Genomic DNA, 20,471 nt, shown 5'->3' with positions numbered 1-20,471 from the left:
AGTTTATAGTAACACGTTTATGAAGCGAACATCCAAATTAGTACGAGTATCATAGGAGGTACCTCATGATTAAAGGAATCGGTATGGATATTGTAGAGATCGGCCGGCTGTCACGAGTTCTTAGCAGGCAGCCCCGTTTACCAGAACGAATTTTGACTTTACGTGAACAGGAAGTCTTTCACACACTAAGTGAAAAGAGACAGCTGGAGTTTCTGGCAGGGCGTTTTGCGGCGAAAGAAGCATTCGCAAAAGCATACGGTACGGGAATTGGTCAGTATATAAGCTTTCACGACATCGAGATACAAAAAGATGCGAACGGAAAACCCCTCATCAAAAGTGAGAAAACAAAAGAAGACTACGTTCATGTATCCATTACACACACAAAAGAATATGCTGCAGCTCAAGTTTTAATTGAAAGGTTGTCAAGCTAGTCTGCATATTGTTTGTCCCCCCTTCATATATTGGGTAGTGCGATAAGGAAGGGCGAGTTGCTAACAGGCTTTGATGGTTCGCGGTACGCAGTTAACTCTTGAGGCGTACTGTTAAAGTCAAACAAGCGGTTTCTTCCTTTTAACACAATTAACGAAGGGGTTGAAAAGGGTGAGAAAAAGCTTTGTTTTGCTTGTAACGGGGATCCTTTTTGTATTGATTCTCTCCGCATGCGGTCAAAAATCTCAACAAGATATCGTTGGAGATTTAAACAAAAAGGCAGAGGAAATGACATCATACAAAGCCAAAGCAAAAATGACCATTGAGACAGGAAATGATCCGCAGGAATACCATGTGGAAATTTGGTACAAGAAGCCGGAGCTTTACCGTGTCTATTTAGAAAATCCTAAGAAGGATCAGAGTCAAGTCATTTTAAGAAATGGCAATGGTGTATTTGTGCTGACACCTTCATTAAACAAAAGCTTCCGCTTCCATAGTGATTGGCCGAACAACAGCAGTCAGGTGTATTTATTTGAATCACTTGTGAAAGACATTAAAAATGACAGTGCAGCTCAGTTCAAAGCAAAAGAGTCGAAGTACGTTTTTGAAACAAAAACCAACTATCAGCACAACCAAATGCTGCCGACCCAAGAGATTACCTTTCATAAAAAAACAATGGCGCCTGCTAGTGTGAAAGTACTGGATAGCGATAAAAAGCCAATGGTGAAAGTAGAATTCTCTCACTTTGAATTCAACAAATCCTTTGACAAAGACGCCTTTGATGAGAAGAAAAATATGACACTTTCTCAAATGGATGTTGCCACAAGTGCAGATCCATCTGACAGCTTTGCTGTGAAAACGCCTGTGGATATGCCAGAGGGCGTGAAGAAAATGGAAGAGAAAGAAATGACAACAGATGCTGGGAAGCGGTATGTAATGACGTATGGCGGAAAGAAATCCTTCACGCTCATTCAGGAAAAAGCGCGGGTAGCAGAAGCGTCTACGCCTGTGACGATGAATGGCGAGCCAGTCGATCTTGGCATGACAGTGGGTGTTCTGACAGACAAATCTCTTTCTTGGACATCTGATGGAGTTGACTACTTAATTTCTTCAAGTGATTTATCGAAAGAAGAACTCTTAATGGTCGCCAAAAGTGTAGAAGGACAGTCAGCGAAATAGGCGAGATTCTTAACATAACAACAAATCAGCCCTGTACAGGGGCTGATTTTCTTTGAGTTGTTTCACATTATTCTGGATTTTTAGTATCATAATGAAGTATTGAATCATTCAATAGGGAAGTGTGATGAATGGACACAAATGCCTTTTATAGAGACACATGGGCAGAAATTGATTTAACAGCAATCAAGCATAATGTTTCACATATGAAAGACCATATTGGTCAAAGCGTCCAACTAATGGCTGTTGTGAAAGCCAATGCATATGGACATGGAGATATAGAAGTGGCAAAAGCTGCCCTCGAAGCAGGAGCAGACCTATTAGCCGTCGCTTTTTTAGATGAAGCCATTTCTTTAAGAAATAAAGGCATCAAAGCCCCGATTCTTGTGCTCGGCGCAGTACCGTCAGAGTATGTCAAAGTGGCAGTCAGGTACAATGTGATCATGACCGCTTACTCGATCGATTGGCTGAGAGAAGTCGTCAAAGTGATGAAAGGGCAGATGGGACAACCCATTCGTTTCCACTTGAAAATCGACAGCGGCATGAATCGGTTAGGTGTGAAAACAATCGAGCAGGTGAGCGAAGTAAAAGAGCTTGTCCACGCTCATTCTTTTTTACAGCTGGAAGGAGTATTTACTCACTTTGCCACAGCGGATGAAAAAGATGAAAACTACTTCGGTATGCAGGTTGATACGTTTAAAACATTGCTTCAACCGCTTCATACGGACAAACTGCTCATTCATTGCGCCAACAGTGCAGCAGGTCTAAGGTTTAAAGACACTTTATTTAATATGGTTCGTTTTGGCATCAGTATGTACGGGCTGTCGCCGTCGGAAGAAATCAAGGATGAATTGCCGTTTCAACTGGAAGAAGCATTATCTCTTCATACAAAACTTGCACATGTAAAGCCCATTCAAAAGGGTGAGAGCGTGAGCTATGGTGCAACTTATACAGCGAATCAAGATACATGGATTGGTACGATTCCAATCGGGTATGCAGACGGCTGGATCAGGAAGCTTGCCGGAACAGAAGTGCTCGTTGGCGGAAAACGCCGAAAGATTGCTGGAAGGGTGTGCATGGATCAATTCATGGTTGATTTGAAAAAGGACATTCCGGCAGGGGAGCCAGTCGTGCTCATCGGGACACAAGGCGAAGACAAGATATCCGTCGATGAAATAGCCAAGCGGCTTGAAACCATTAACTACGAAGTCACATGTTCTGTTGGCTACCGCGTCCCAAGAGTCTATATAGAGGACGGCGAAAGGGTTCATGTACGAAATCCGCTGCTTCAAGGCGGTCCAAGCTTTTTATAAACAGCATCCACGGGAACGATGTTCAAACTGACATCGTTCTCTTTTATTCTACAAAGGCATCATAAACATTCTCCCTTTTTTAGAGATTTTGGAAATACCGTATGATTTTCGGAAAAAAGCGTATAATGGGAAAGAGGAACTCCATTATCATCTTGATTTACGGGTGGCGAGCCGCTTCATGTTCTAATAAGAAATCATGAAAAAACAGCTTTGCTTGTGCATTGAATAATGGTATGATTAGTCTTGGAATGGATCGAAACGGTATCCGTAAGTTTTGTGGAGGTGTATGTTTTTTGTCTGAATCCAGCGCAACAAACGAAATGAAGATTCGACTGCCGGAGGCTTTGATGTCTGAAATCGAACGAGTAGCAGAGCAGGATAAGGTAACAAGAAATGAATTGATCTACCGAGCGACAAAAACGTATATTCGTGAACGTAATATTCGACAAAATCGTGAATCGATGAGACGCGGCTACATGGAGATGGCGAAAATTAATCTGAATATCTCTTCAGAGGCACAATACGCAGAATTTGAGGCTGAGAATACAGTTGAGCGATTAGTCAGCGGGGGTTAAACATTTGATTGTTAAACGCGGTGATGTTTACTTTGCTGATTTATCTCCTGTTGTTGGCTCCGAGCAGGGCGGGGTTCGCCCGGTATTGGTGATTCAAAATGACATTGGAAATCGCTTCAGCCCGACTGCTATCGTTGCAGCCATAACAGCCCAAATACAAAAAGCGAAATTACCGACTCACGTCGAAATTAATGCAAAGCGCTACGGCTTTGAACGAGATTCTGTCATTCTTTTGGAACAGATTCGTACGATCGATAAACAAAGATTGACAGATAAAATCACACATCTTGATGATGAGATGATGGAGAAGGTTGATGAAGCCTTACAAGTTAGTTTGGCTCTTATTGATTTTTAATATGGTGATACTTGGTTGCTCTACTGGGAGCAACTTTTTTTGTGTTCAATTTTTTTTAACGTTATAATGAAGAAAGACTAGAGAAGAGCTTTAAATGTAAGTAGGGGGTAAAACATGTCGAATCATATCGTGTTAGCTTTTGCAAGAAAGCACCAAAAGGAATTAGAAAAAGAGTGGACGGACATTTTAAAACGACTCGGAGAAAAAGAAACGGACATGATGCTGAACGACAAAATGTATGAAACCATCTGTTCGGAATATGTTCAACTCATCATTACATCTCTTTCAGAGGGGGATCATGAGGATTTTGAAGAAAAAGTGCAAAATTTTGCTTTAAAAATTGTTCAAATGGGTATATCACTTAAGTTACTGGCAAACGGTCTAACAGAAATCCGTACACATTTATATGAAAAAATGAACGATGACAAAGATACAACACAAGAAAGTCATGACCTCATCTGGCAAATCGATCGATTCATCACACCCATCCATAATGAGATCTTAAACCAGTATTCCATCTCATGGGAAAAAACCGTCAGCCTTCAAAAAATTGCGCTGCAGGAACTTTCTGCCCCGCTAATCCCTGTATTTGAGCACATCACCGTCATGCCACTTGTTGGAACAATTGATACAGATCGTGCGAAAAAAATTATGGAGAACCTGCTTAATGGTGTCGTCAAACATCGCTCACAGGTCGTCTTGATTGATATCACGGGTGTACCTGTCGTGGACACAATGGTGGCCCACCATATCATTCAAGCGTCAGAGGCTGTGAGATTAGTAGGAGCGAAGTGTTTACTTGTCGGTATTCGCCCAGAAATAGCCCAAACGATCGTTAACCTTGGAATTGATTTATCTCAGGTTACAACAAAGAATACCCTTCAAAAAGGAATTCAAACTGCTTTGGAAATGACAAATCGAAAAATTGTTTCATTGGAGGGATAACCAATTGAGAAATCACCCGAAGATTCCAATCTTAAAATTATATAATTGTCTTCTGATTTCAATACAGTGGGAGCTTGATGATCAAACAGCTCTTCACTTTCAAGAAGACTTGCTGAATAAAATTCATGAAACAGGAGCAAACGGTGTGGTCATTGACTTAACATCCGTCGATATGATTGATTCATTTATCGCCAAGGTATTAGGTGATGTGATCACCATGTCCAAGCTCATGGGGGCAAAAGTTGTATTAACAGGAATACAACCGGCAGTCGCTGTGACGCTTATTGAACTTGGCATTTCACTGGAAGAAATTCAGACAGCACTAGATCTTGAACAAGGGCTTGAGACACTGAAGCGGGAATTGGGGGAATAGATATGAAAGACCAATCCTGTGTAAAAATATTGACGGAATGGGACATAGTCGCAGCAAGACAATTGGGGCGCAATGTTGCAAAAGAACTTGGTTTTGGAACAGTTGACCAAGCAAGAATTACGACGGCCATTTCAGAATTAGCTCGTAACATCTATTTATACGCTGGTAAAGGTCAGATTTGTATAGAAGAAGTAATGGAGCGCGGAAAGCGTGGACTCAAAGTCATCGCAGCCGATGAGGGTCCTGGCATTATGGATATACGTAAAGTAATGGAAGACGGATTTTCTACATCAGGCGGACTCGGAGCAGGCTTGCCGGGCGTCAGAAGACTGATGGATGAATTTAAATTAGATTCCGCACCAGAACAAGGAACTGAGATACAAGCTGTCAAGTGGCTTCGCTAGGAGGGAAACCATGGATTTTAAGGAGGTAATGGAGCAGCGGTATCATCAGCTGCTCAGTCGTTATATCAGTGATTTAACTGAAACATCGCTTTATCAAGCTCAAAAATTTAGCCGTAAAACCATTGAGCATCAAATACCTCCTGAAGAAATAGTGAGTGTTCACCGAAAAGTGATTCAGGAGCTTTACCCTGATTTGCCGGAAGATGTCTTTCATTCACTAGACTTCTTAATTGAAGTCATGATTGGATACGGACTTGCCTACCAGGAGCATTTAACACTAAGAGGCATCCAGCAAGAAATTAAGTCGGAAATTGAAATTGCTGCAAATGTTCAGCAAACCCTTCTGGAAACGAAAATTCCAGAAGGAGACACATTTGATATCGGAGCCATCAGTGTGCCGGCAAAACAGATGAGTGGGGATTATTACCATTTCGTAACAGATCACGATACAATCAATATCGCGATTGCAGACGTCATTGGGAAAGGCATTCCAGCTGCGCTCTGTATGTCGATGATTAAGTATGCGATGGATTCCTTGCCAGAGTCAGGCAGCGGTCCAACGAAAGTGCTCAAAACCCTTAATCGTGTGGTCGAGCAAAACGTAGACCCAAGCATGTTTATCACCATGTTTTATGGCAGCTATAATAAAGAAACACATGAATTTAAGTACGCATCGGCTGGACATGAGCCGGGCTTTTTCTATTGCAAAAAAGAGAATCAATTTTACGATTTAGATGCAAAAGGTCTTGTCCTTGGAATCGCACCAGACTTTGATTACAGGGAGTATGAGCAGCATTTGGACGTAGGAGATATGGTGATCTTATTTTCAGATGGGGTCACCGAATCCAAGTCAGAGGACGGCTTCTTAGAGCGCGAAGATATCAAAGCGCTCATAGCAGAGCATCTTTCCTATTCAGCACAGGAAATGGTCGACGCTATCTATGCAAGCTTACTCAAATTACAAGATTTTCAGCTTCACGATGACTTTACTTTACTTGTCCTTAAAAGAAAGGTTTAGAAAGTGAATATGCGGGTATATAAAACTTTAGGAAACAAGAATTTCGAGGTGAATGCATAATGAATATGTCTGTAAAAGAGCATCAAATAGATCATAAGACGAAAATTAGTGTCAGCGGAGAAATCGATGTGTACTCTGCTCCTGAGCTGAGAGAAACCCTTATGCCCAAAGCAGAGAAAGGAGAGCATCTTGACATTTGTCTGAAAGATGTTACTTACATGGATAGTACAGGTTTAGGTGTGTTTGTTGGGCTGTTCAAAGCGGCTCAAAAAGCAGGAGGATCATTAAAGCTTGAGAACTTGTCGGATCGGCTTGTCAGATTGTTTGAAATCACTGGACTAAAGGACATCATTGACATTTCTGCAAAGTCAGAGGGTGGGGTACAATGAACGAATCAGTAGATCTAATCGAGATGAAAATACCGGCGAAACCAGAATACGTAGGCATCATTCGTCTGACTCTTTCAGGCGTTGCAAGCCGGATGGGCTATGCCTACGAAGAGATTGAGGACTTGAAAATTGCCGTCAGTGAGGCGTGTACCAATGCAGTTCAGCATGCCTATAAAGGTGCAGATGGCGAAGATGGAGAGGTAGCGGTTCGCTTTCTTGTCTATGAAGATCGTCTAGAAATTATTGTCGCTGATAAAGGCGGTAGCTTTGACTTTAAGCAAAAGCAGGAAGACCTAGGGCCGTACACATCTGCTCATACGGTGGATCAATTGGCAGAAGGAGGTCTTGGTTTATACTTAATGCAAACATTGATGGATGAAGTCGAGGTGCAAGCAAACTCCGGAGTTACCGTGGCAATGACAAAGTTTTTAAACAGGGAGCGAGTTGACCATGACACAACCATCCAAAACTATGAAACTAACTAAAGATGAAGTGGATCGCCTCATTCAAAGCTATCAATCCAACCAAGACGAGCAGGCGCAGCTGACACTAGTTGAGTGTTATACAAACCTTGTGGATATGCTCGCGAAGAAATACTCCAAAGGAAAAAGCTTTCATGAGGATTTAAGACAAGTTGGAATGATTGGTCTACTCGGCGCAATTAAGCGTTATGATCCACTTGTCGGTAAATCATTTGAGGCATTTGCCATTCCAACCATTATTGGGGAAATCAAACGCTTTTTACGTGATAAAACATGGAGTGTCCATGTACCAAGACGAATTAAAGAGCTTGGACCAAGAATCAAGATGGCAGTTGATCACCTGACAACGGAAACGCAAAAGTCACCTAAAGTACAAGAAATTGCAGAATATCTAGATGTAACAGAAGAAGAAGTTCTTGAAACAATGGAGATGGGCAAAAGCTATCAAGCGCTGTCTGTTGACCAAGGCGTAGAGGCTGATTCTGAAGGAAGCACTGTGACGATTTTAGACGTTGTCGGCTCACAAGAAGAAGGGTACGAACGTGTAAACCAAAAAATGATGCTTGAAAGTGTGCTTCACGTTCTGACAGATAGAGAAAAAGAAATTATCAATCTCACGTATTTGCAAAATAAAAGCCAGAAAGAAACAGGCGATTTACTCGGCATATCTCAAATGCATGTATCAAGGCTGCAGCGGAAGGCAGTTAAAAAGCTACGAGATGCATTGTCAGAAGATGCGTCTATGGAGCTAGGGTAATGAAGCAGATCGAACAGCATGAGCATGTAAACGCCATTATCTATCAATCAAACAAAGAAGGAAAATCATGCTGCGGGGACAGTTTTTTTATTAAAGCAGATGATGAAGAACTAATTTGTGCTGTAGCAGACGGATTAGGCAGCGGCCAGTTCGCCAATGAATCATCTTCTTTAGTCAGCGAAATTGTCGAAGAATATGGACATGAGGATGTAACAACCCTCATCGATAGATGCAATCAGGCCATGAAAAATAAACGCGGGGCCACTGTAGCCATATTAAAGGTGAATTTTTCCCAGCAGCAGTTTACCTATTGTTCGGTTGGCAATATCCGATTTATCTTGAATGCACCTTCTGGCGACTATATTTATCCACTTCCGACATCAGGATATCTATCAGGTAAACCTAGAAAATATAAAACATACACCTATTCCTACGAAAAAGGATCGACATTCATTATGTATTCCGACGGACTGAATGTGCCAAACATGCGAATGTGTTTAAAGCATAGCCATTCAGTTGCAGACATCGCCAAACAACTTGAAACATACACACAAGACAAGAAGGACGATCTCACCTATGTACTTGGTCAGCTTACATGAAATAGCTGACCTTTTTTCTGTTTTGCCGGTTTTTTTGATACACTAAAAGAGAAGACACAGTGAGAGGATGCAAAGTATGAAGACATCTGACTTTTTATTGAAACAAATTGCGACAGAATTAAAGCTTTCAACAAAACAAATTGAAAGTGTGATCAAGCTTTTAGAGGATGGCAACACCGTCCCGTTTATTGCCCGTTATCGGAAAGAGCAGACAGGCTCACTGGATGAGGTGCAAATTCAAACCATTTCAGAGCGCTATACATATATCCAAAATGTCACGAACCGAAAAGAAGAAGTGATTCGCTTAATCGCTGAACAAGACAAATTAACAGATGAATTAAAACAGAAGATCGAACAGGCGCATAAGCTGCAAGAGGTCGAAGATTTATACCGTCCATTTAAACAAAAACGAAAAACGAAGGCAAATGTAGCCAAAGCAAAAGGACTTGAGCCGCTGGCGGAGTATTTACTGCAGCTGCCAAACGATGAGATCAAAAAGAAAGCATCGGCTTTTATTAATGAAGAAAAAGAAGTCACAACCGCAGAAGAAGCACTAGAGGGCGCCCAGCACATCATTGCTGAACAGCTTGCGGATGATCCTGATATGCGGAAATGGATTCGCAGTGAGACGTACCAAAAGGGAAGTCTTGTCACATCAGGAAAAGACGTTGAAAACGACGAGAAAAACGTCTATGAAATGTATTACGACTATCAAGAGCCGATTAAAAAAATTGTGCCTCATCGTGTACTCGCGGTCAACCGAGGTGAGAAAGAAGGGATTTTGAAAGCAGCCATCGAACCACCTGCTGAAAATATTCGTTTCTACCTCGATAAACAAGTCTTAAAAGGCAAGCAAACGACGGCGAGGCCTTATATTGAAGCGGCCATTGATGATGCATATAAACGCCTGATTCAGCCATCAATTGAACGGGAAATACGAAAAGAGCTGACAGAAAAAGCAGAGGAACAAGCCATTCATATTTTCGCTGAAAACTTAAGAAAGCTCCTTCTTCAACCGCCGATGAAAGGGAAACGTGTACTTGGGGTGGACCCTGCGTTTCGTACAGGCTGTAAATTAGCCGTCGTGGATGATACAGGAAAAGTCCATCATATTGGCGTCATTTATCCGCACCCGCCTGTGCAGAAAAAAGCGGAAGCCAAACAAAAAGTGAAAGAAATCATTCAATCATCCAACATTGAAGTCATTGCGATCGGAAACGGAACAGCCTCAAGAGAGACCGAACAATTCATCGCAGACTTGATCCAAGAGCTGGACCAGCCAGTTTCATATTTGATCGTGAATGAAGCAGGGGCAAGTGTATACTCTGCATCTGCGCTGGCAAGAGAAGAGTTTCCAGACTTGCAAGTCGAAGAACGAAGCGCTATATCCATTGCTCGAAGATTACAAGATCCATTAGCAGAGCTCGTAAAAATAGATCCAAAATCTGTCGGTGTAGGACAATACCAGCACGATGTGAGTCAAAAGCAATTAAACAGCTCGTTAACCTTTGTGGTAGAAACGGTTGTTAACCAAGTCGGTGTGAACGTTAATACAGCTTCACAGGCACTGCTGCAATATGTGTCAGGTCTTTCAAAAGCCGTCGCAGGGAACATCGTCAAGCGCCGCGAAGAGATTGGGAGATTCACAAGCAGAAAAGAGCTGAAGGATATCCCAAGGCTTGGTGCAAAGACTTATGAGCAGTGTATCGGCTTCCTGCGCATCACAGACGGACAAGATCCACTTGATCGCACGGGTATTCACCCTGAAAGCTATAAAGAAACAAAACAGTTCTTACGCATGATCAACATGACGCCAGACGATCTTGGAACAGAACAGTTAAAAGAGAAAATTGCAGGGGTGAAGCTGGACGAAGCAGCAGAACAGCTTGAAATTGGTTCAATCACCCTTCAAGATATCATTGATCAGCTCACAAGGCCTGAGCGTGATCCGCGCGATGAAGTACCGAAACCTCTTTTGAAAACGGATGTGTTGAAATTGGAGGACTTGAAGCAAGGGATGGAGCTACAAGGAACGGTGAGAAACGTCGTAGACTTCGGCGCATTCGTTGATATTGGCGTAAAACAGGATGGTCTTGTCCACATTTCCAAGCTAAGCAATCGCTTTGTGAAGCATCCACTTGACGTCGTATCAGTCGGTGATATTGTGACCGTTTGGGTAGACTCCGTTGACCAGGCAAAAGGCAGAGTGGCTCTTTCGATGCTAAAACCAGATTAAATAAAAAACGAGGCGCACCTTAGGACGGGGTGTGCCTTGATGTGACTGAATGTTTTTTTCTATAGAAGTACCAGCATTGATTGAGCAATTTGATTTGATAATGATTTTTCTCATAAAATGCTTTCTGCATCTGATTTTTCAGCCAGTTGGGCATCGCCCATTCCTCCTTTGATCAAAACAGTGGGTGTACCTTCAATGTATGCAAAGGGGAAATTGTCCCGTTCGAGGTTTTTATAGAAAGGAACGATCTTGATTGAACGAGAGAGAGTTACAGCAGTTAACAGAAGACATTTCAGAGCAGTTCTTTGGTAAGGCGTTTCGCCATCAGGCTGTTTTTAATCCCCGTTTAAAAACGACAGGCGGGAGATATTTACTTGGAACACACAATATCGAATTGAACCGCCGATACCTAGAAGAACATGGACGAGAAGAATTAATCGGGATCATCAAGCATGAGCTGTGTCATTATCATCTGCATCTTGAGGGAAAAGGCTATCAGCATCGTGACCGTTCCTTTAAAGAGTTATTAAAACAAGTAGGAGCCCCGCGTTTTTGTACAGCGCTAAAGACCGTACAAAATAAACGACGTGGACAGAAGCGACAAGAATATGTTTGCACAGGATGCGGTCAGTATTTTATCAGGAAAAGGCGAGTTGATACCTCTCGTTATGTGTGCGGCGTCTGCAAAGGAAAATTAAAATGGCAGCGTATAATCGGTTCAGAGTGATATGCATTCCTTTATGGGATGCTTTTTTTGTGAGATGAAGTAGACATATTGAGACAAATAGAGACGTGAGTCTCATTTTGTCTCTTTTTGATCGATGTGAATCGCTCAAATCCTAAGCTTTCAAGCGCCATGATGTTGGCACGCTTTTTGCTTGTATAGAAGTGCAAGCAAAAAAGATAGGAGGTTTTAACATGGAAATGGCACTTACAAAAGAAAAAGCCGTTTGGATGTATCAAAAAATGCAGGAAATTCGCCAATTTGAAGATCAAGTACACACGCTTTTTACAAAGGGGATCTTGCCAGGTTTTGTCCATCTTTATGCTGGTGAAGAAGCTGTTGCTGTAGGAGTCTGCGCTCATCTGAATGAACAAGACAGTATTACAAGTACACATCGTGGCCACGGTCATTGTATCGCCAAGGGCTGTGATCTAAAAGGAATGATGGCAGAAATCTATGGAAAAGCCACAGGTCTTTGTAAAGGTAAAGGTGGATCTATGCACATTGCAGATTTTGATAAAGGAATGCTCGGTGCCAACGGGATTGTTGGAGGCGGCTTTCCACTTGCGTGCGGGGCAGCCCTCACGGCTAAATATAAAAAGAAAAATAATGTAAGCGTTTGCTTTTTTGGGGATGGTGCTAACAATCAAGGGACTTTTCACGAAGGAATCAATCTCGCTGCCATCTGGAAACTGCCAGTCATTTTCATCGCAGAAAACAATGGTTACGGGGAAGCGACGCCATTTTCGTATGCTTCAAGCTGCAAATCGATTGTGGATCGAGCCGCCAGTTATGGTATTCCGGGTATTCAAGTGGATGGAAAAGATGTGACAGCCGTTTATCAAGCAGCAGAACAAGCTATAGAACGAGCAAAAAATGGAGAAGGTCCGACATTGATTGAATGCATGACATATCGGAATTATGGTCATTTTGAAGGAGACGCTCAGCGCTACAAAACCAATCAAGAAAAAACCGAACATCAAGAAGAGAAAGACGCCATCACTCTTTTTAAAAATGAATTATTAAAGCAGCAGCTGCTAACGGATCAAGAAATATCAAGTATTGAAGCGTCTGTAGCAGAAGCGATAGATGAAGCCGTGAGATTCAGTGAAGAAAGTGAATATCCAGATCAATCCGAATTACTGACCGACGTATATGTTTCGTATCAATAAATCAGAAAGGGGAGAGGAAAATGACAAGAGAAATCAGCATGTCTAGTGCTTTGAATGAAGCGATTAAACTGGCAATGAGAAGAGACGAAGATGTCATTTTAATGGGGGAAGATGTTGCGGGAGGTGCTCATGTAGATCACTTACAGGATGATGAAGCATGGGGCGGTGTTCTTGGTGTAACAAAAGGGATTGTTCAGGAATTTGGGCGTGAACGTGTCCTTGATACACCGATTAGTGAAGCTGGCTATATAGGTGCGGCCATGGCTGCTGCTTCAACAGGATTAAGACCAATTGCGGAGCTTATGTTTAATGATTTTATCGGTACTTGTTTGGACCAAGTGCTGAACCAAGGCGCAAAATTTCGATACATGTTTGGCGGAAAAGCAGAGGTGCCTATCACGATTAGAACGACACATGGGGCGGGTTTTAGAGCAGCTGCCCAGCATTCGCAAAGTTTGTATGCACTATTTACAAGTATCCCTGGATTGAAAGTAGTTGTACCTTCTTCACCTTATGATGCCAAAGGGCTGCTGCTGGCAGCCATCGAGGATCAGGACCCTGTCATCTTTTTTGAAGACAAGACGCTTTACAATATCACAGGAGATGTGCCGGAGAGGTATTACACATTGCCGCTTGGTCAAGCAGATGTGAAGAGAGAGGGATCTGATGTAACCATCTTTGCAGTGGGCAAACAAGTGTATACAGCACTCGAAGCGGCAGAGCAATTGTCTGCTCAAGGTATTGAAGCGGAAGTAATTGATCCAAGAAGCTTGTCGCCGCTCGATGAGGAGGCCATTCTGACTTCAGTAGAAAAAACAAATCGACTTGTCATTGTCGATGAAGCAAATCCAAGATGCGGAATTGCCGCAGATATCTCTTCTTTGATTGCAGATAAAGGATTTGATTTACTGGACGCACCAATCAAAAAAGTGACGGCTCCTCATACACCGGTGCCATTTTCACCACCTCTTGAAGATATATATCTTCCAACACCTGATAAAGTTGTGAACACCGTATTAGAGATGATTGGCAAGAGTCAGGACAAGATCTTGAACTAGAGAAAGGAGAGAGGGAGATGGCTGTCGAAGTTGTGATGCCTAAATTGGGCATGTCGATGAAAGAAGGAACGGTATCTGTCTGGAATAAAGAGGTCGGTGAGACCGTAAATAAAGGAGAAAGCATTGCAAGCATCAACTCCGAAAAAATTGAAATGGAGATTGAATCACCTGCTGAAGGAACCATATTGGATATAAAAGTACCTGAGGGAGAAGGTGTACCGCCTGGCACGGTCATCTGTTATATCGGTGAAGGAAATGAACAGGTGGAGAGAAAGAAAGAAAAAGAAATCCAGTCAAAACCAAAGAAAGAGAGAAAAAAAATCTCCCCTGTTGCCCGTAAAATGGCGAATAGTGCAAACCTAGACATTGATATGCTAGTGGGGACAGGACCAGGTGGAAGAATTACAAAAGAGGATGTGCTTCGTGCACTTCCTGAACGGAAAGAGAAGAAACAAAACGAGACAGTGCAACAGCCTATTAACATGATGCGGAAAACAATTGCCTCAAGAATGATGGAAAGCCTGCAAACAAGTGCACAATTAACCATTACGATGAAAGCGGACGTGACAAAACTGACAAACTTACAACAACAGCTGAATGAAACAGCCATCGCACGTTACGAGACAAAGTTGACCATCACCGATTTTGTAGCCAAAGCAGCGATCCTATCGTTGTTAGAACATCCTGCGATGAACAGTCAATATCATAACGGAGTTGTCGAAACCTTTGAGAATGTTCATCTTGGGATTGCTGCTGCGTTAGATAACGGATTGGCTGTACCGGTCATTCGGCATGCGGAGCGGTTAACGCTGATAGAGCTGGCGAAGGGCATTAAATTGTATGGTAAAAAAGCACGTGAAGGAAAGCTTCTACATGACGAAATCAAAGGTTCTACCTTTACCATCACCAATCTTGGAGCGTATGGTGTAGAGCATTTCACACCAATTTTGAATCCGCCGGAAGCGGGGATCCTTGGCGTCGGCACAATGTATAACACCCCTGTTTATCGAGAGGATGAATTGTGCAAAGGGACCATCCTGCCACTCAGTCTTACGTTCGATCACCGCGTGCTGGACGGGGCACCTGCATCTGCATTTTTATCAACGGTTAAAGCACACTTAGAAGAACCAATATCCATTCTTTTATAGAAAGAAGGTGAATGTACCATGACACTGGTCATTATAGGAGGCGGACCAGCAGGTTATGTGGCGGCCATAACAGCCGCCCGTTTTGGCAGAGAGGTTGTGTTAATTGATCAAGGTCAGCTGGGAGGTACCTGCCTCAATGACGGCTGTATCCCGACCAAAGCACTTTTGCAAAGCGCCGATATGTATGAGCATGTGAAATCGGCTGGACATTTTGGGATTGAGCTTCCAGAACATGAGCCTATCATTCAATGGAATGCTGTCCAAAAGCGGAAACAGTCTGTCGTCAAGCAGCTCACTGATGGTGTTCGTTACTTGATGAATAAAAACAAAATTACTGTGGTAAATGGGAAGGCTTCATTTCTATCAGCACATGAGCTATTCATAGAAAGTGAAGGGAAGTCTGAAATCATTCAAGCAAAACAAATCATTATTGCAACAGGGGCTGTGCCTGCGGCTTTACCGTTTGCACCTTTTGATGGCGAATGGATCATTCACAGCAAGGACGCCATGTCACTTTCTTCGATCCCAGATTCACTTTGTATCATTGGGGGCGGGGTGATTGGCTGTGAGTTTGCGAGCATCTTTAGCAGAATGGGATCAAAGGTTGTCATGGTTGAACGGGCAGTGCACATTTTACCAGAAGAAGATCGTGATACAGCACAATGTCTTCACGAGCAACTCGAAGAAACGGGTGTAAACATTTTGACGTCCGCCGCAGTCAAACAGCTTGATTCCTCTTCAAGAAAAGTAGTGGTGGAGAATAATCAAGGAGAACGTTGTGACATCCAGTCGGATCTTTGCTTAGTGGCGATTGGCAGAACTCCGCAACTTGGAGAGTTGAATCTTGATCAGATTGGAATTGAATTTGATAGAAACGGAATCTACGTCAATGAACATATGCAAACCAATCTCCCGCATATTTATGCGTGCGGTGATGTGACAGGTGGGGTCCAGCTTGCTCATACTGCCTTTCATGAAGGGACAGTTGCGGCTTCCCATGCATCAGGTGAACATCTAAAGGTCAATGAACAAGTGATTCCGAGGTGCATCTACACCTCTCCAGAAATCGCGAGTGTTGGTTTAAATGAAGAGAGTGCTAGAAAACAATATGAGGAGATTCGGATAGGGACATGTGCATTTTCTGCAAATGGAAAAGCATTAATCTTAAATCAACCAGCCGGTCACGTAAAGGTCATTGTAGAGCCGCAATATCAAGAAATATTAGGCGTTTCAATCATTGGACCGAATGCAACAGAAATGATTGGACAAGCGGCGGTGATGATGCATGCAGAGTTGACCGCTGATACATTAGAGCAGTTTATTGCGGCACATCCGACACTGTCAGAGGCAATACACGAAGCCTTGTTGCAAACGATTGGCCGAGCGGTGCACTGCTGAAAAAGACTCCTTTTCTATCCAATTGACTTCTTGGGTTAGCCAATGATAATTGAAAGCGCTTTTATGTTTATCTATAATGAATAAAAAGCCCCCAGAGGAGAGGATGGAATGAATCCGACGCCTTGTTATTTAAATACGTGGAAACGTTTTGTTCGTGAAGGTTTGCTTGATCAGTCTCGTCTGAATAAGAGAGTGGCAGAATCATGGCACAGGTGTAAACAGGCAAATGTGAATCCGTATTTAGATAAAGGACAGTCGTTGTTAGAAAAGGAACGATTCAGTGCCCAAAAAAAGAAATATTCATTATTCCTAAATGCGGCTCTTCCTTACTTAAATAAAATCAATCAGCAATTAAAAGATTCTGATATGCTGGCCTTACTCATTGATGCAGATGGTTATGTGCTAAGTCTGACAGGAAGCGAAAGAACGATGGTGGAAGCCAGAAGAATTAATTTTATGGAGGGTTCACGCTGGACTGAAACAGATGTAGGGACAAATGCGATCGGAACGGCACTCGTCATCGGAGAAGCGGTGACGATCAACGGAACGGAGCATTTTTCTATCGCCTCTCATCATTGGAGTTGTTCAGCTGCTCCAATTCGCGATGCGGACGGTACAATCATAGGGGTGATTGACATCTCCTGTATGACGGATAACAAGCACCCTTTTATGCTTGGAATGGCTTCAACGGTTGCTTATGCCATAGAGAGAGAAATTCAAGTCCAGCAAAAAAGGAGAGAGATGGAGCTGATCACTCATTGTCTCCAGCAGGTGGAAGCAGATGAACCGTATGTGGTCTGTAATGAAAAAAAGCAAATTGTGTCTGCCAGCAGGTCGATTAGAGATCGATTTTCAGACTGGCATGGAATGGATGTTGAGCGGCTTAAGGATCATTCATTTGTTATTCGGGGAAAGGAGATCATTCAATCAGAGCAAGACGGGATGGTGCTAGGTATATCCCTTTCTCTTGAAGACGCAGCGAAAAGCAGCATGACCGTTTCTTTTGCTCAATTTCCCGGGGAATCAGGAACAAGTAAGGTATTTCAACAGACGCTTAGTGAGATGAAGAGAGCGGCACAAACAGATGCTCATGTGTATATTTGGGGAGAAACAGGGACAGGGAAGGAACTCGCCGCTAGAGCCATTCACTCCGCCAGTGAAAGGCATAAAGGGCCGTTCATTGCTGTTAATTGCGGAGCCATTCCTGAAAGCCTGTTAGAAAGTGAGCTGTTTGGCTATGCTGAAGGTGCTTTTACAGGAGCAAAACGTCACGGAGCTAAAGGGAAATTTGAACAAGCCCATAAAGGAACACTCTTTCTAGATGAAATAGGCGAAATCCCATATGCGATGCAAGTAGCGCTTCTTAGGGTGATAGAAGAAAGGGCAGTCGTACCGCTCGGCGGGACACACGAAATCCCTTTGGATATTCGAATCATTACAGCGACTCACCGTAATATGAACGAACTGCTGAAGGAAGGAAAAATACGAGAAGACTTGTATTACCGTCTTCATGTCTATCCGATCAATATCCCGCCGCTTAGAGAAAGAAAAGAAGACATTCATGATTTGTATCGTTATTACCAAAAGAAGCATCACTGGAATGCAGCGTTTCCTGAATCATTTTTTCGGAAATTACAGGCGTATCATTGGCCAGGGAATATACGAGAGCTTTTTAACCTGTTTGAACATCTAAGGGTCCTCTTTCCGAAAGGTGGATGGATTGGTGAATCGCAATATGCTTCAGTATTAGAGACGATTGATCAGAAAAAACAGAAGCTGCATCCAGCAGAGCAACCCGAGACGTCAAAAGAACTCACATTCAGGGAACGCATTCAAAAGCAAACAGTGATAGACGCACTGCATAAAACAAAAGGTCATGTGTCAGAAGCAGCGAGGTTAGCAGGAGTGCCAAGAAGTACTTTTTATAAGTGGATGCGAAAGTTTCATCTGTCTTAATCTTATGAGGAAGGCTGCATCAAGGCCCTTGGTCTACGTGGAGGTCGGGGGCTTTCTGCCAAGTTAAACAAATGGCATGGAAAAAGGCTTGACTGTTATATTAGTATATGTTAAATTATAAAAGCCGTCGCAAATGGAGCAGGAATGAAACGTTTAAAAATTCTTGACACATTTTTCTGGCATAGATATAATGAAACATGTCTTATTATTCCGCAGTAGCTCAGTGGTAGAGCTATCGGCTGTTAACCGATCGGTCGTAGGTTCGAGTCCTACCTGCGGAGCCATAATGGAGAAGTACTCAAGTGGCTGAAGAGGCGCCCCTGCTAAGGGTGTAGGTCGCGCAAGCGGCGCGAGGGTTCAAATCCCTCCTTCTCCGCCATTATCATATGGCCCGTTGGTCAAGCGGTTAAGACACCGCCCTTTCACGGCGGTAACACGGGTTCGAATCCCGTACGGGTCATGTTTTCTTTTTATGTTGATTCGTTGGGCTATAGCCAAGCGGTAAGGCAACGGACTTTGACTCCGTCATGCGTTGGTTCGAATCCAGCTAGCCCAGCCATTTTTATATATATGTTTTTCTGCATAGCAGATGAGCCATTAGCTCAGTTGGTAGAGCATCTGACTTTTAATCAGAGGGTCGAAGGTTCGAGTCCTTCATGGCTCACCATTGTCACGCGGGTGTGGCGGAATTGGCAGACGCGCTAGACTTAGGATCTAGTGTCTTTATGACGTGGGGGTTCAAGTCCCTTCACCCGCATTGTTTTTTCAAACAGTGCACTTATGAATATATGAGCACATCATACACGCGGTCGTGGCGGAATGGCAGACGCGCTAGGTTGAGGGCCTAGTGGGTGAATAACCCGTGGAGGTTCAAGTCCTCTCGGCCGCATCTAAGAAACCAAAGGTTATAGACCTTTGGTTTTTTATATTTTCGAAGTGATAGAACCATTATCTATGGCATTACGATAATATCAAGTTCTGTGAAACGAAGAATATTGCTCAAATTGTGATAAAATGTTGAAGGTTAGGAAAGGAGGAAAATACATGTCAATTTACCATAAAGTCATTGGAGAGGGATTTCCGATCGTGATATTGCATGGTTGGACACTTGACCATCAAGTGATGTTACATGCATTGGAACCGGTATTTGAAAAACAAAGCGGTTGGAAAAGAATATACATAGACTTACCGGGGATGGGACGTTCCAAGCCGCATCCATCTATTCAGAACTCAGATGATATGTTAGAAGCGGTATTGCGTCTTTTGGACGAGATGATCCCTGATGAACAGTTCATTGTTTGTGGTTATTCGTATGGAGGGTACATAGCTAGAGGTATTGTTCATTCACGCCGGGAAACCGTTCGTGGATTACTGCTTGTGGCTCCAATGACTATACCTGTATTCGATAAAAGAGTCGTGCCAGAGAAGACCGTTCTAAAAAGTGACAGTCACTTAATTTCACAACTGTCTTCAGAAGAGGCGGATGAATTTTGCTCCATGGCGGTTGTGCAAGGAAAAACGGAATGGGAGAGGTTTCGCGATGAAATTTACCTTCCTTCTAAACAAACAAATCATGAATTCATCAACAATATTCTTCAAAATGGATATGGCTTTACTTTCGATATTCCTTCTGAATTTCAGTATCCTACGCTCATGATCACAGGACGTCAAGACCATGTCGTCGGATATCACGATGCGTGGCGGCTGATCGAAGACTATCCAAGGGCCACTTTTGCAGTGCTTGATATGGCTGGTCACAACCTGCAGATTGAACAACCCGATGTGTTTCATTCATTAGTCCATAACTGGTTAAATAGACTGGAGTCGGAAAATGTGTAGTATTTATCAATAAGAGTTTACTGGAGTGAGACGGAACTAGATTATTCTTTTTACCATCAATTCACCTCTCTTATTTGAGTCACTATGTCATGTGTGATATGCTTTTAAATCAACAAATTGCAATT

At 42.9% G+C, this 20,471-nt stretch carries 22 protein-coding genes and 7 tRNA genes; 28 read left to right on the top strand and 1 reads right to left on the bottom strand.

Translation table 11 applies throughout. The features are described 5' to 3' along the window. Positions 1 to 65: 65 nt before the first annotated feature. The 14 genes from acpS to N521_RS05640 all read left to right on the top strand — a co-directional run bounded on the left by acpS (position 66) and on the right by N521_RS05640 (position 11,051). Entirely contained in the window at positions 66 to 431 is a 366-nt protein-coding gene (acpS, locus tag N521_RS05705) for a holo-ACP synthase (protein ID WP_017358398.1), read from the top strand. 160 nt (positions 432 to 591) lie between these two features. Further along, positions 592 to 1,608, top strand: coding sequence for an outer membrane lipoprotein-sorting protein (locus N521_RS05700; protein WP_007496489.1), 1,017 nt, complete (start codon positions 592 to 594; stop codon positions 1,606 to 1,608). Between the two features lie 128 nt (positions 1,609 to 1,736). Continuing rightward, the gene (gene alr / locus N521_RS05695) at positions 1,737 to 2,918 is read left to right on the top strand and encodes an alanine racemase (protein ID WP_035390379.1); all 1,182 of its coding nucleotides are present in this window, start codon (positions 1,737 to 1,739) and stop codon (positions 2,916 to 2,918) included. A gap of 293 nt (positions 2,919 to 3,211) precedes the next feature. Beyond that, on the top strand, positions 3,212 to 3,493 hold the full coding sequence (locus N521_RS05690) for a hypothetical protein (RefSeq protein WP_003214273.1): 282 nt from the start codon (positions 3,212 to 3,214) through the stop codon (positions 3,491 to 3,493). A 4-nt stretch (positions 3,494 to 3,497) separates the two neighbouring features. Next, positions 3,498 to 3,848: a type II toxin-antitoxin system endoribonuclease NdoA gene (ndoA, locus tag N521_RS05685; RefSeq protein ID WP_003214169.1), complete on the top strand. Its 351-nt coding sequence runs from the start codon at positions 3,498 to 3,500 to the stop codon at positions 3,846 to 3,848. A gap of 114 nt (positions 3,849 to 3,962) precedes the next feature. Continuing rightward, the gene (locus tag N521_RS05680) at positions 3,963 to 4,793 is read left to right on the top strand and encodes an RsbT co-antagonist protein RsbRA (protein ID WP_007496484.1); all 831 of its coding nucleotides are present in this window, start codon (positions 3,963 to 3,965) and stop codon (positions 4,791 to 4,793) included. 4 nt (positions 4,794 to 4,797) lie between these two features. Continuing rightward, positions 4,798 to 5,166, top strand: a complete 369-nt coding sequence (gene rsbS / locus N521_RS05675) for an RsbT antagonist protein RsbS (RefSeq protein WP_003214235.1) — start codon at positions 4,798 to 4,800, stop codon at positions 5,164 to 5,166. A 2-nt stretch (positions 5,167 to 5,168) separates the two neighbouring features. Then, positions 5,169 to 5,570 carry an anti-sigma regulatory factor gene (locus N521_RS05670; protein ID WP_003214085.1) on the top strand — a complete coding sequence of 134 codons (402 nt, stop codon included), beginning with the start codon at positions 5,169 to 5,171 and terminating at the stop codon, positions 5,568 to 5,570. 10 nt (positions 5,571 to 5,580) lie between these two features. Further along, a complete protein-coding gene (locus N521_RS05665) occupies positions 5,581 to 6,588 on the top strand; it encodes a PP2C family protein-serine/threonine phosphatase (RefSeq protein WP_008346904.1) in 1,008 nt (335 codons plus the stop codon). A 59-nt stretch (positions 6,589 to 6,647) separates the two neighbouring features. Continuing rightward, positions 6,648 to 6,977, top strand: coding sequence for an anti-sigma factor antagonist (locus N521_RS05660; protein ID WP_008346902.1), 330 nt, complete (start codon positions 6,648 to 6,650; stop codon positions 6,975 to 6,977). Continuing rightward, positions 6,974 to 7,462: an anti-sigma B factor RsbW gene (rsbW, locus tag N521_RS05655; protein WP_007496471.1), complete on the top strand. Its 489-nt coding sequence runs from the start codon at positions 6,974 to 6,976 to the stop codon at positions 7,460 to 7,462. Before N521_RS05660 ends, rsbW begins: the two co-directional genes overlap by 4 nt. Further along, positions 7,428 to 8,216, top strand: a complete 789-nt coding sequence (gene sigB, locus N521_RS05650) for an RNA polymerase sigma factor SigB (protein WP_012009000.1) — start codon at positions 7,428 to 7,430, stop codon at positions 8,214 to 8,216. Before rsbW ends, sigB begins: the two co-directional genes overlap by 35 nt. Beyond that, positions 8,216 to 8,815: a PP2C family serine/threonine-protein phosphatase gene (locus N521_RS05645; protein ID WP_008346897.1), complete on the top strand. Its 600-nt coding sequence runs from the start codon at positions 8,216 to 8,218 to the stop codon at positions 8,813 to 8,815. Before sigB ends, N521_RS05645 begins: the two co-directional genes overlap by 1 nt. Before the next feature lie 76 nt (positions 8,816 to 8,891). Further along, on the top strand, positions 8,892 to 11,051 hold the full coding sequence (locus N521_RS05640; protein WP_035390374.1) for a Tex family protein: 2,160 nt from the start codon (positions 8,892 to 8,894) through the stop codon (positions 11,049 to 11,051). Between the two features lie 19 nt (positions 11,052 to 11,070). On the opposite strand, the gene cmpA is transcribed toward N521_RS05640, so the two are convergent. Beyond that, positions 11,071 to 11,205: a cortex morphogenetic protein CmpA gene (gene cmpA, locus N521_RS19555; RefSeq protein WP_008346893.1), complete on the bottom strand. Its 135-nt coding sequence runs from the start codon at positions 11,203 to 11,205 to the stop codon at positions 11,071 to 11,073. Between the two features lie 99 nt (positions 11,206 to 11,304). On the opposite strand from cmpA, the gene N521_RS05635 reads away from it, so the two are divergent. The 14 genes from N521_RS05635 (at position 11,305) to N521_RS05570 (ending at position 20,346) form a co-directional block, all read left to right on the top strand. Continuing rightward, complete coding sequence (locus N521_RS05635; RefSeq protein WP_035390372.1) at positions 11,305 to 11,778, top strand: SprT family protein; 474 nt, start codon at positions 11,305 to 11,307, stop codon at positions 11,776 to 11,778. 191 nt (positions 11,779 to 11,969) lie between these two features. Further along, positions 11,970 to 12,947: a thiamine pyrophosphate-dependent dehydrogenase E1 component subunit alpha gene (locus N521_RS05630; protein ID WP_035390370.1), complete on the top strand. Its 978-nt coding sequence runs from the start codon at positions 11,970 to 11,972 to the stop codon at positions 12,945 to 12,947. A 20-nt stretch (positions 12,948 to 12,967) separates the two neighbouring features. Continuing rightward, complete coding sequence (locus N521_RS05625; RefSeq protein WP_035390369.1) at positions 12,968 to 14,005, top strand: alpha-ketoacid dehydrogenase subunit beta; 1,038 nt, start codon at positions 12,968 to 12,970, stop codon at positions 14,003 to 14,005. Positions 14,006 to 14,022: 17 nt separating this feature from the next. Beyond that, positions 14,023 to 15,153, top strand: coding sequence for a dihydrolipoamide acetyltransferase family protein (locus N521_RS05620; protein ID WP_035390368.1), 1,131 nt, complete (start codon positions 14,023 to 14,025; stop codon positions 15,151 to 15,153). Positions 15,154 to 15,171: 18 nt separating this feature from the next. Further along, positions 15,172 to 16,551, top strand: a complete 1,380-nt coding sequence (lpdA, locus tag N521_RS05615; RefSeq protein WP_035390366.1) for a dihydrolipoyl dehydrogenase — start codon at positions 15,172 to 15,174, stop codon at positions 16,549 to 16,551. A 108-nt stretch (positions 16,552 to 16,659) separates the two neighbouring features. Beyond that, a complete protein-coding gene (locus tag N521_RS05610; RefSeq protein ID WP_035390364.1) occupies positions 16,660 to 18,507 on the top strand; it encodes a sigma-54-dependent Fis family transcriptional regulator in 1,848 nt (615 codons plus the stop codon). A 209-nt stretch (positions 18,508 to 18,716) separates the two neighbouring features. Then, positions 18,717 to 18,791, top strand: a tRNA-Asn gene (locus N521_RS05605). Positions 18,792 to 18,795: 4 nt separating this feature from the next. Beyond that, positions 18,796 to 18,886, top strand: a tRNA-Ser gene (locus tag N521_RS05600). A gap of 9 nt (positions 18,887 to 18,895) precedes the next feature. Next, positions 18,896 to 18,967 (top strand) — tRNA-Glu (locus tag N521_RS05595). Between the two features lie 24 nt (positions 18,968 to 18,991). Then, positions 18,992 to 19,066, top strand: a tRNA-Gln gene (locus N521_RS05590). A gap of 32 nt (positions 19,067 to 19,098) precedes the next feature. Beyond that, positions 19,099 to 19,174: transfer RNA gene (locus N521_RS05585), tRNA-Lys, on the top strand. Between the two features lie 7 nt (positions 19,175 to 19,181). Then, positions 19,182 to 19,264, top strand: a tRNA-Leu gene (locus tag N521_RS05580). A gap of 48 nt (positions 19,265 to 19,312) precedes the next feature. Next, positions 19,313 to 19,396, top strand: a tRNA-Leu gene (locus N521_RS05575). Positions 19,397 to 19,551: 155 nt separating this feature from the next. Then, positions 19,552 to 20,346, top strand: a complete 795-nt coding sequence (locus N521_RS05570) for an alpha/beta fold hydrolase (protein ID WP_035390362.1) — start codon at positions 19,552 to 19,554, stop codon at positions 20,344 to 20,346. The last annotated feature ends 125 nt before the right edge of the window (positions 20,347 to 20,471 follow it).

Source organism: Bacillus sp. UNC125MFCrub1.1 (assembly GCF_000701305.1).
In the GTDB taxonomy this organism is placed as follows: Bacteria; Bacillota; Bacilli; order Bacillales; family Bacillaceae; genus Bacillus; species Bacillus altitudinis.
This window is presented reverse-complemented; position numbering and strand designations above follow the sequence as displayed.

Excerpts from the sequence above, each read along its gene's own strand:
- N521_RS05665 (WP_008346904.1), top strand. The coding sequence starts at position 5,581 with ATGGATTTTAAGGAGGTAATGGAGCAGCGGTATCATCAGCTGCTCAGT.
- N521_RS05630 (WP_035390370.1), top strand. The coding sequence starts at position 11,970 with ATGGAAATGGCACTTACAAAAGAAAAAGCCGTTTGGATGTATCAAAAA.
- alr (WP_035390379.1), top strand. The coding sequence starts at position 1,737 with ATGGACACAAATGCCTTTTATAGAGACACATGGGCAGAAATTGATTTA.
- acpS (WP_017358398.1), top strand. The coding sequence starts at position 66 with ATGATTAAAGGAATCGGTATGGATATTGTAGAGATCGGCCGGCTGTCA.
- N521_RS05625 (WP_035390369.1), top strand. The coding sequence starts at position 12,968 with ATGACAAGAGAAATCAGCATGTCTAGTGCTTTGAATGAAGCGATTAAA.
- cmpA (WP_008346893.1), bottom strand. The coding sequence starts at position 11,205 with ATGCCCAACTGGCTGAAAAATCAGATGCAGAAAGCATTTTATGAGAAA.
- N521_RS05620 (WP_035390368.1), top strand. The coding sequence starts at position 14,023 with ATGGCTGTCGAAGTTGTGATGCCTAAATTGGGCATGTCGATGAAAGAA.
- N521_RS05640 (WP_035390374.1), top strand. The coding sequence starts at position 8,892 with ATGAAGACATCTGACTTTTTATTGAAACAAATTGCGACAGAATTAAAG.
- lpdA (WP_035390366.1), top strand. The coding sequence starts at position 15,172 with ATGACACTGGTCATTATAGGAGGCGGACCAGCAGGTTATGTGGCGGCC.
- N521_RS05570 (WP_035390362.1), top strand. The coding sequence starts at position 19,552 with ATGTCAATTTACCATAAAGTCATTGGAGAGGGATTTCCGATCGTGATA.
- N521_RS05610 (WP_035390364.1), top strand. The coding sequence starts at position 16,660 with ATGAATCCGACGCCTTGTTATTTAAATACGTGGAAACGTTTTGTTCGT.
- N521_RS05680 (WP_007496484.1), top strand. The coding sequence starts at position 3,963 with ATGTCGAATCATATCGTGTTAGCTTTTGCAAGAAAGCACCAAAAGGAA.
- N521_RS05670 (WP_003214085.1), top strand. The coding sequence starts at position 5,169 with ATGAAAGACCAATCCTGTGTAAAAATATTGACGGAATGGGACATAGTC.
- sigB (WP_012009000.1), top strand. The coding sequence starts at position 7,428 with ATGACACAACCATCCAAAACTATGAAACTAACTAAAGATGAAGTGGAT.
- N521_RS05660 (WP_008346902.1), top strand. The coding sequence starts at position 6,648 with ATGAATATGTCTGTAAAAGAGCATCAAATAGATCATAAGACGAAAATT.
- N521_RS05645 (WP_008346897.1), top strand. The coding sequence starts at position 8,216 with ATGAAGCAGATCGAACAGCATGAGCATGTAAACGCCATTATCTATCAA.
- rsbW (WP_007496471.1), top strand. The coding sequence starts at position 6,974 with ATGAACGAATCAGTAGATCTAATCGAGATGAAAATACCGGCGAAACCA.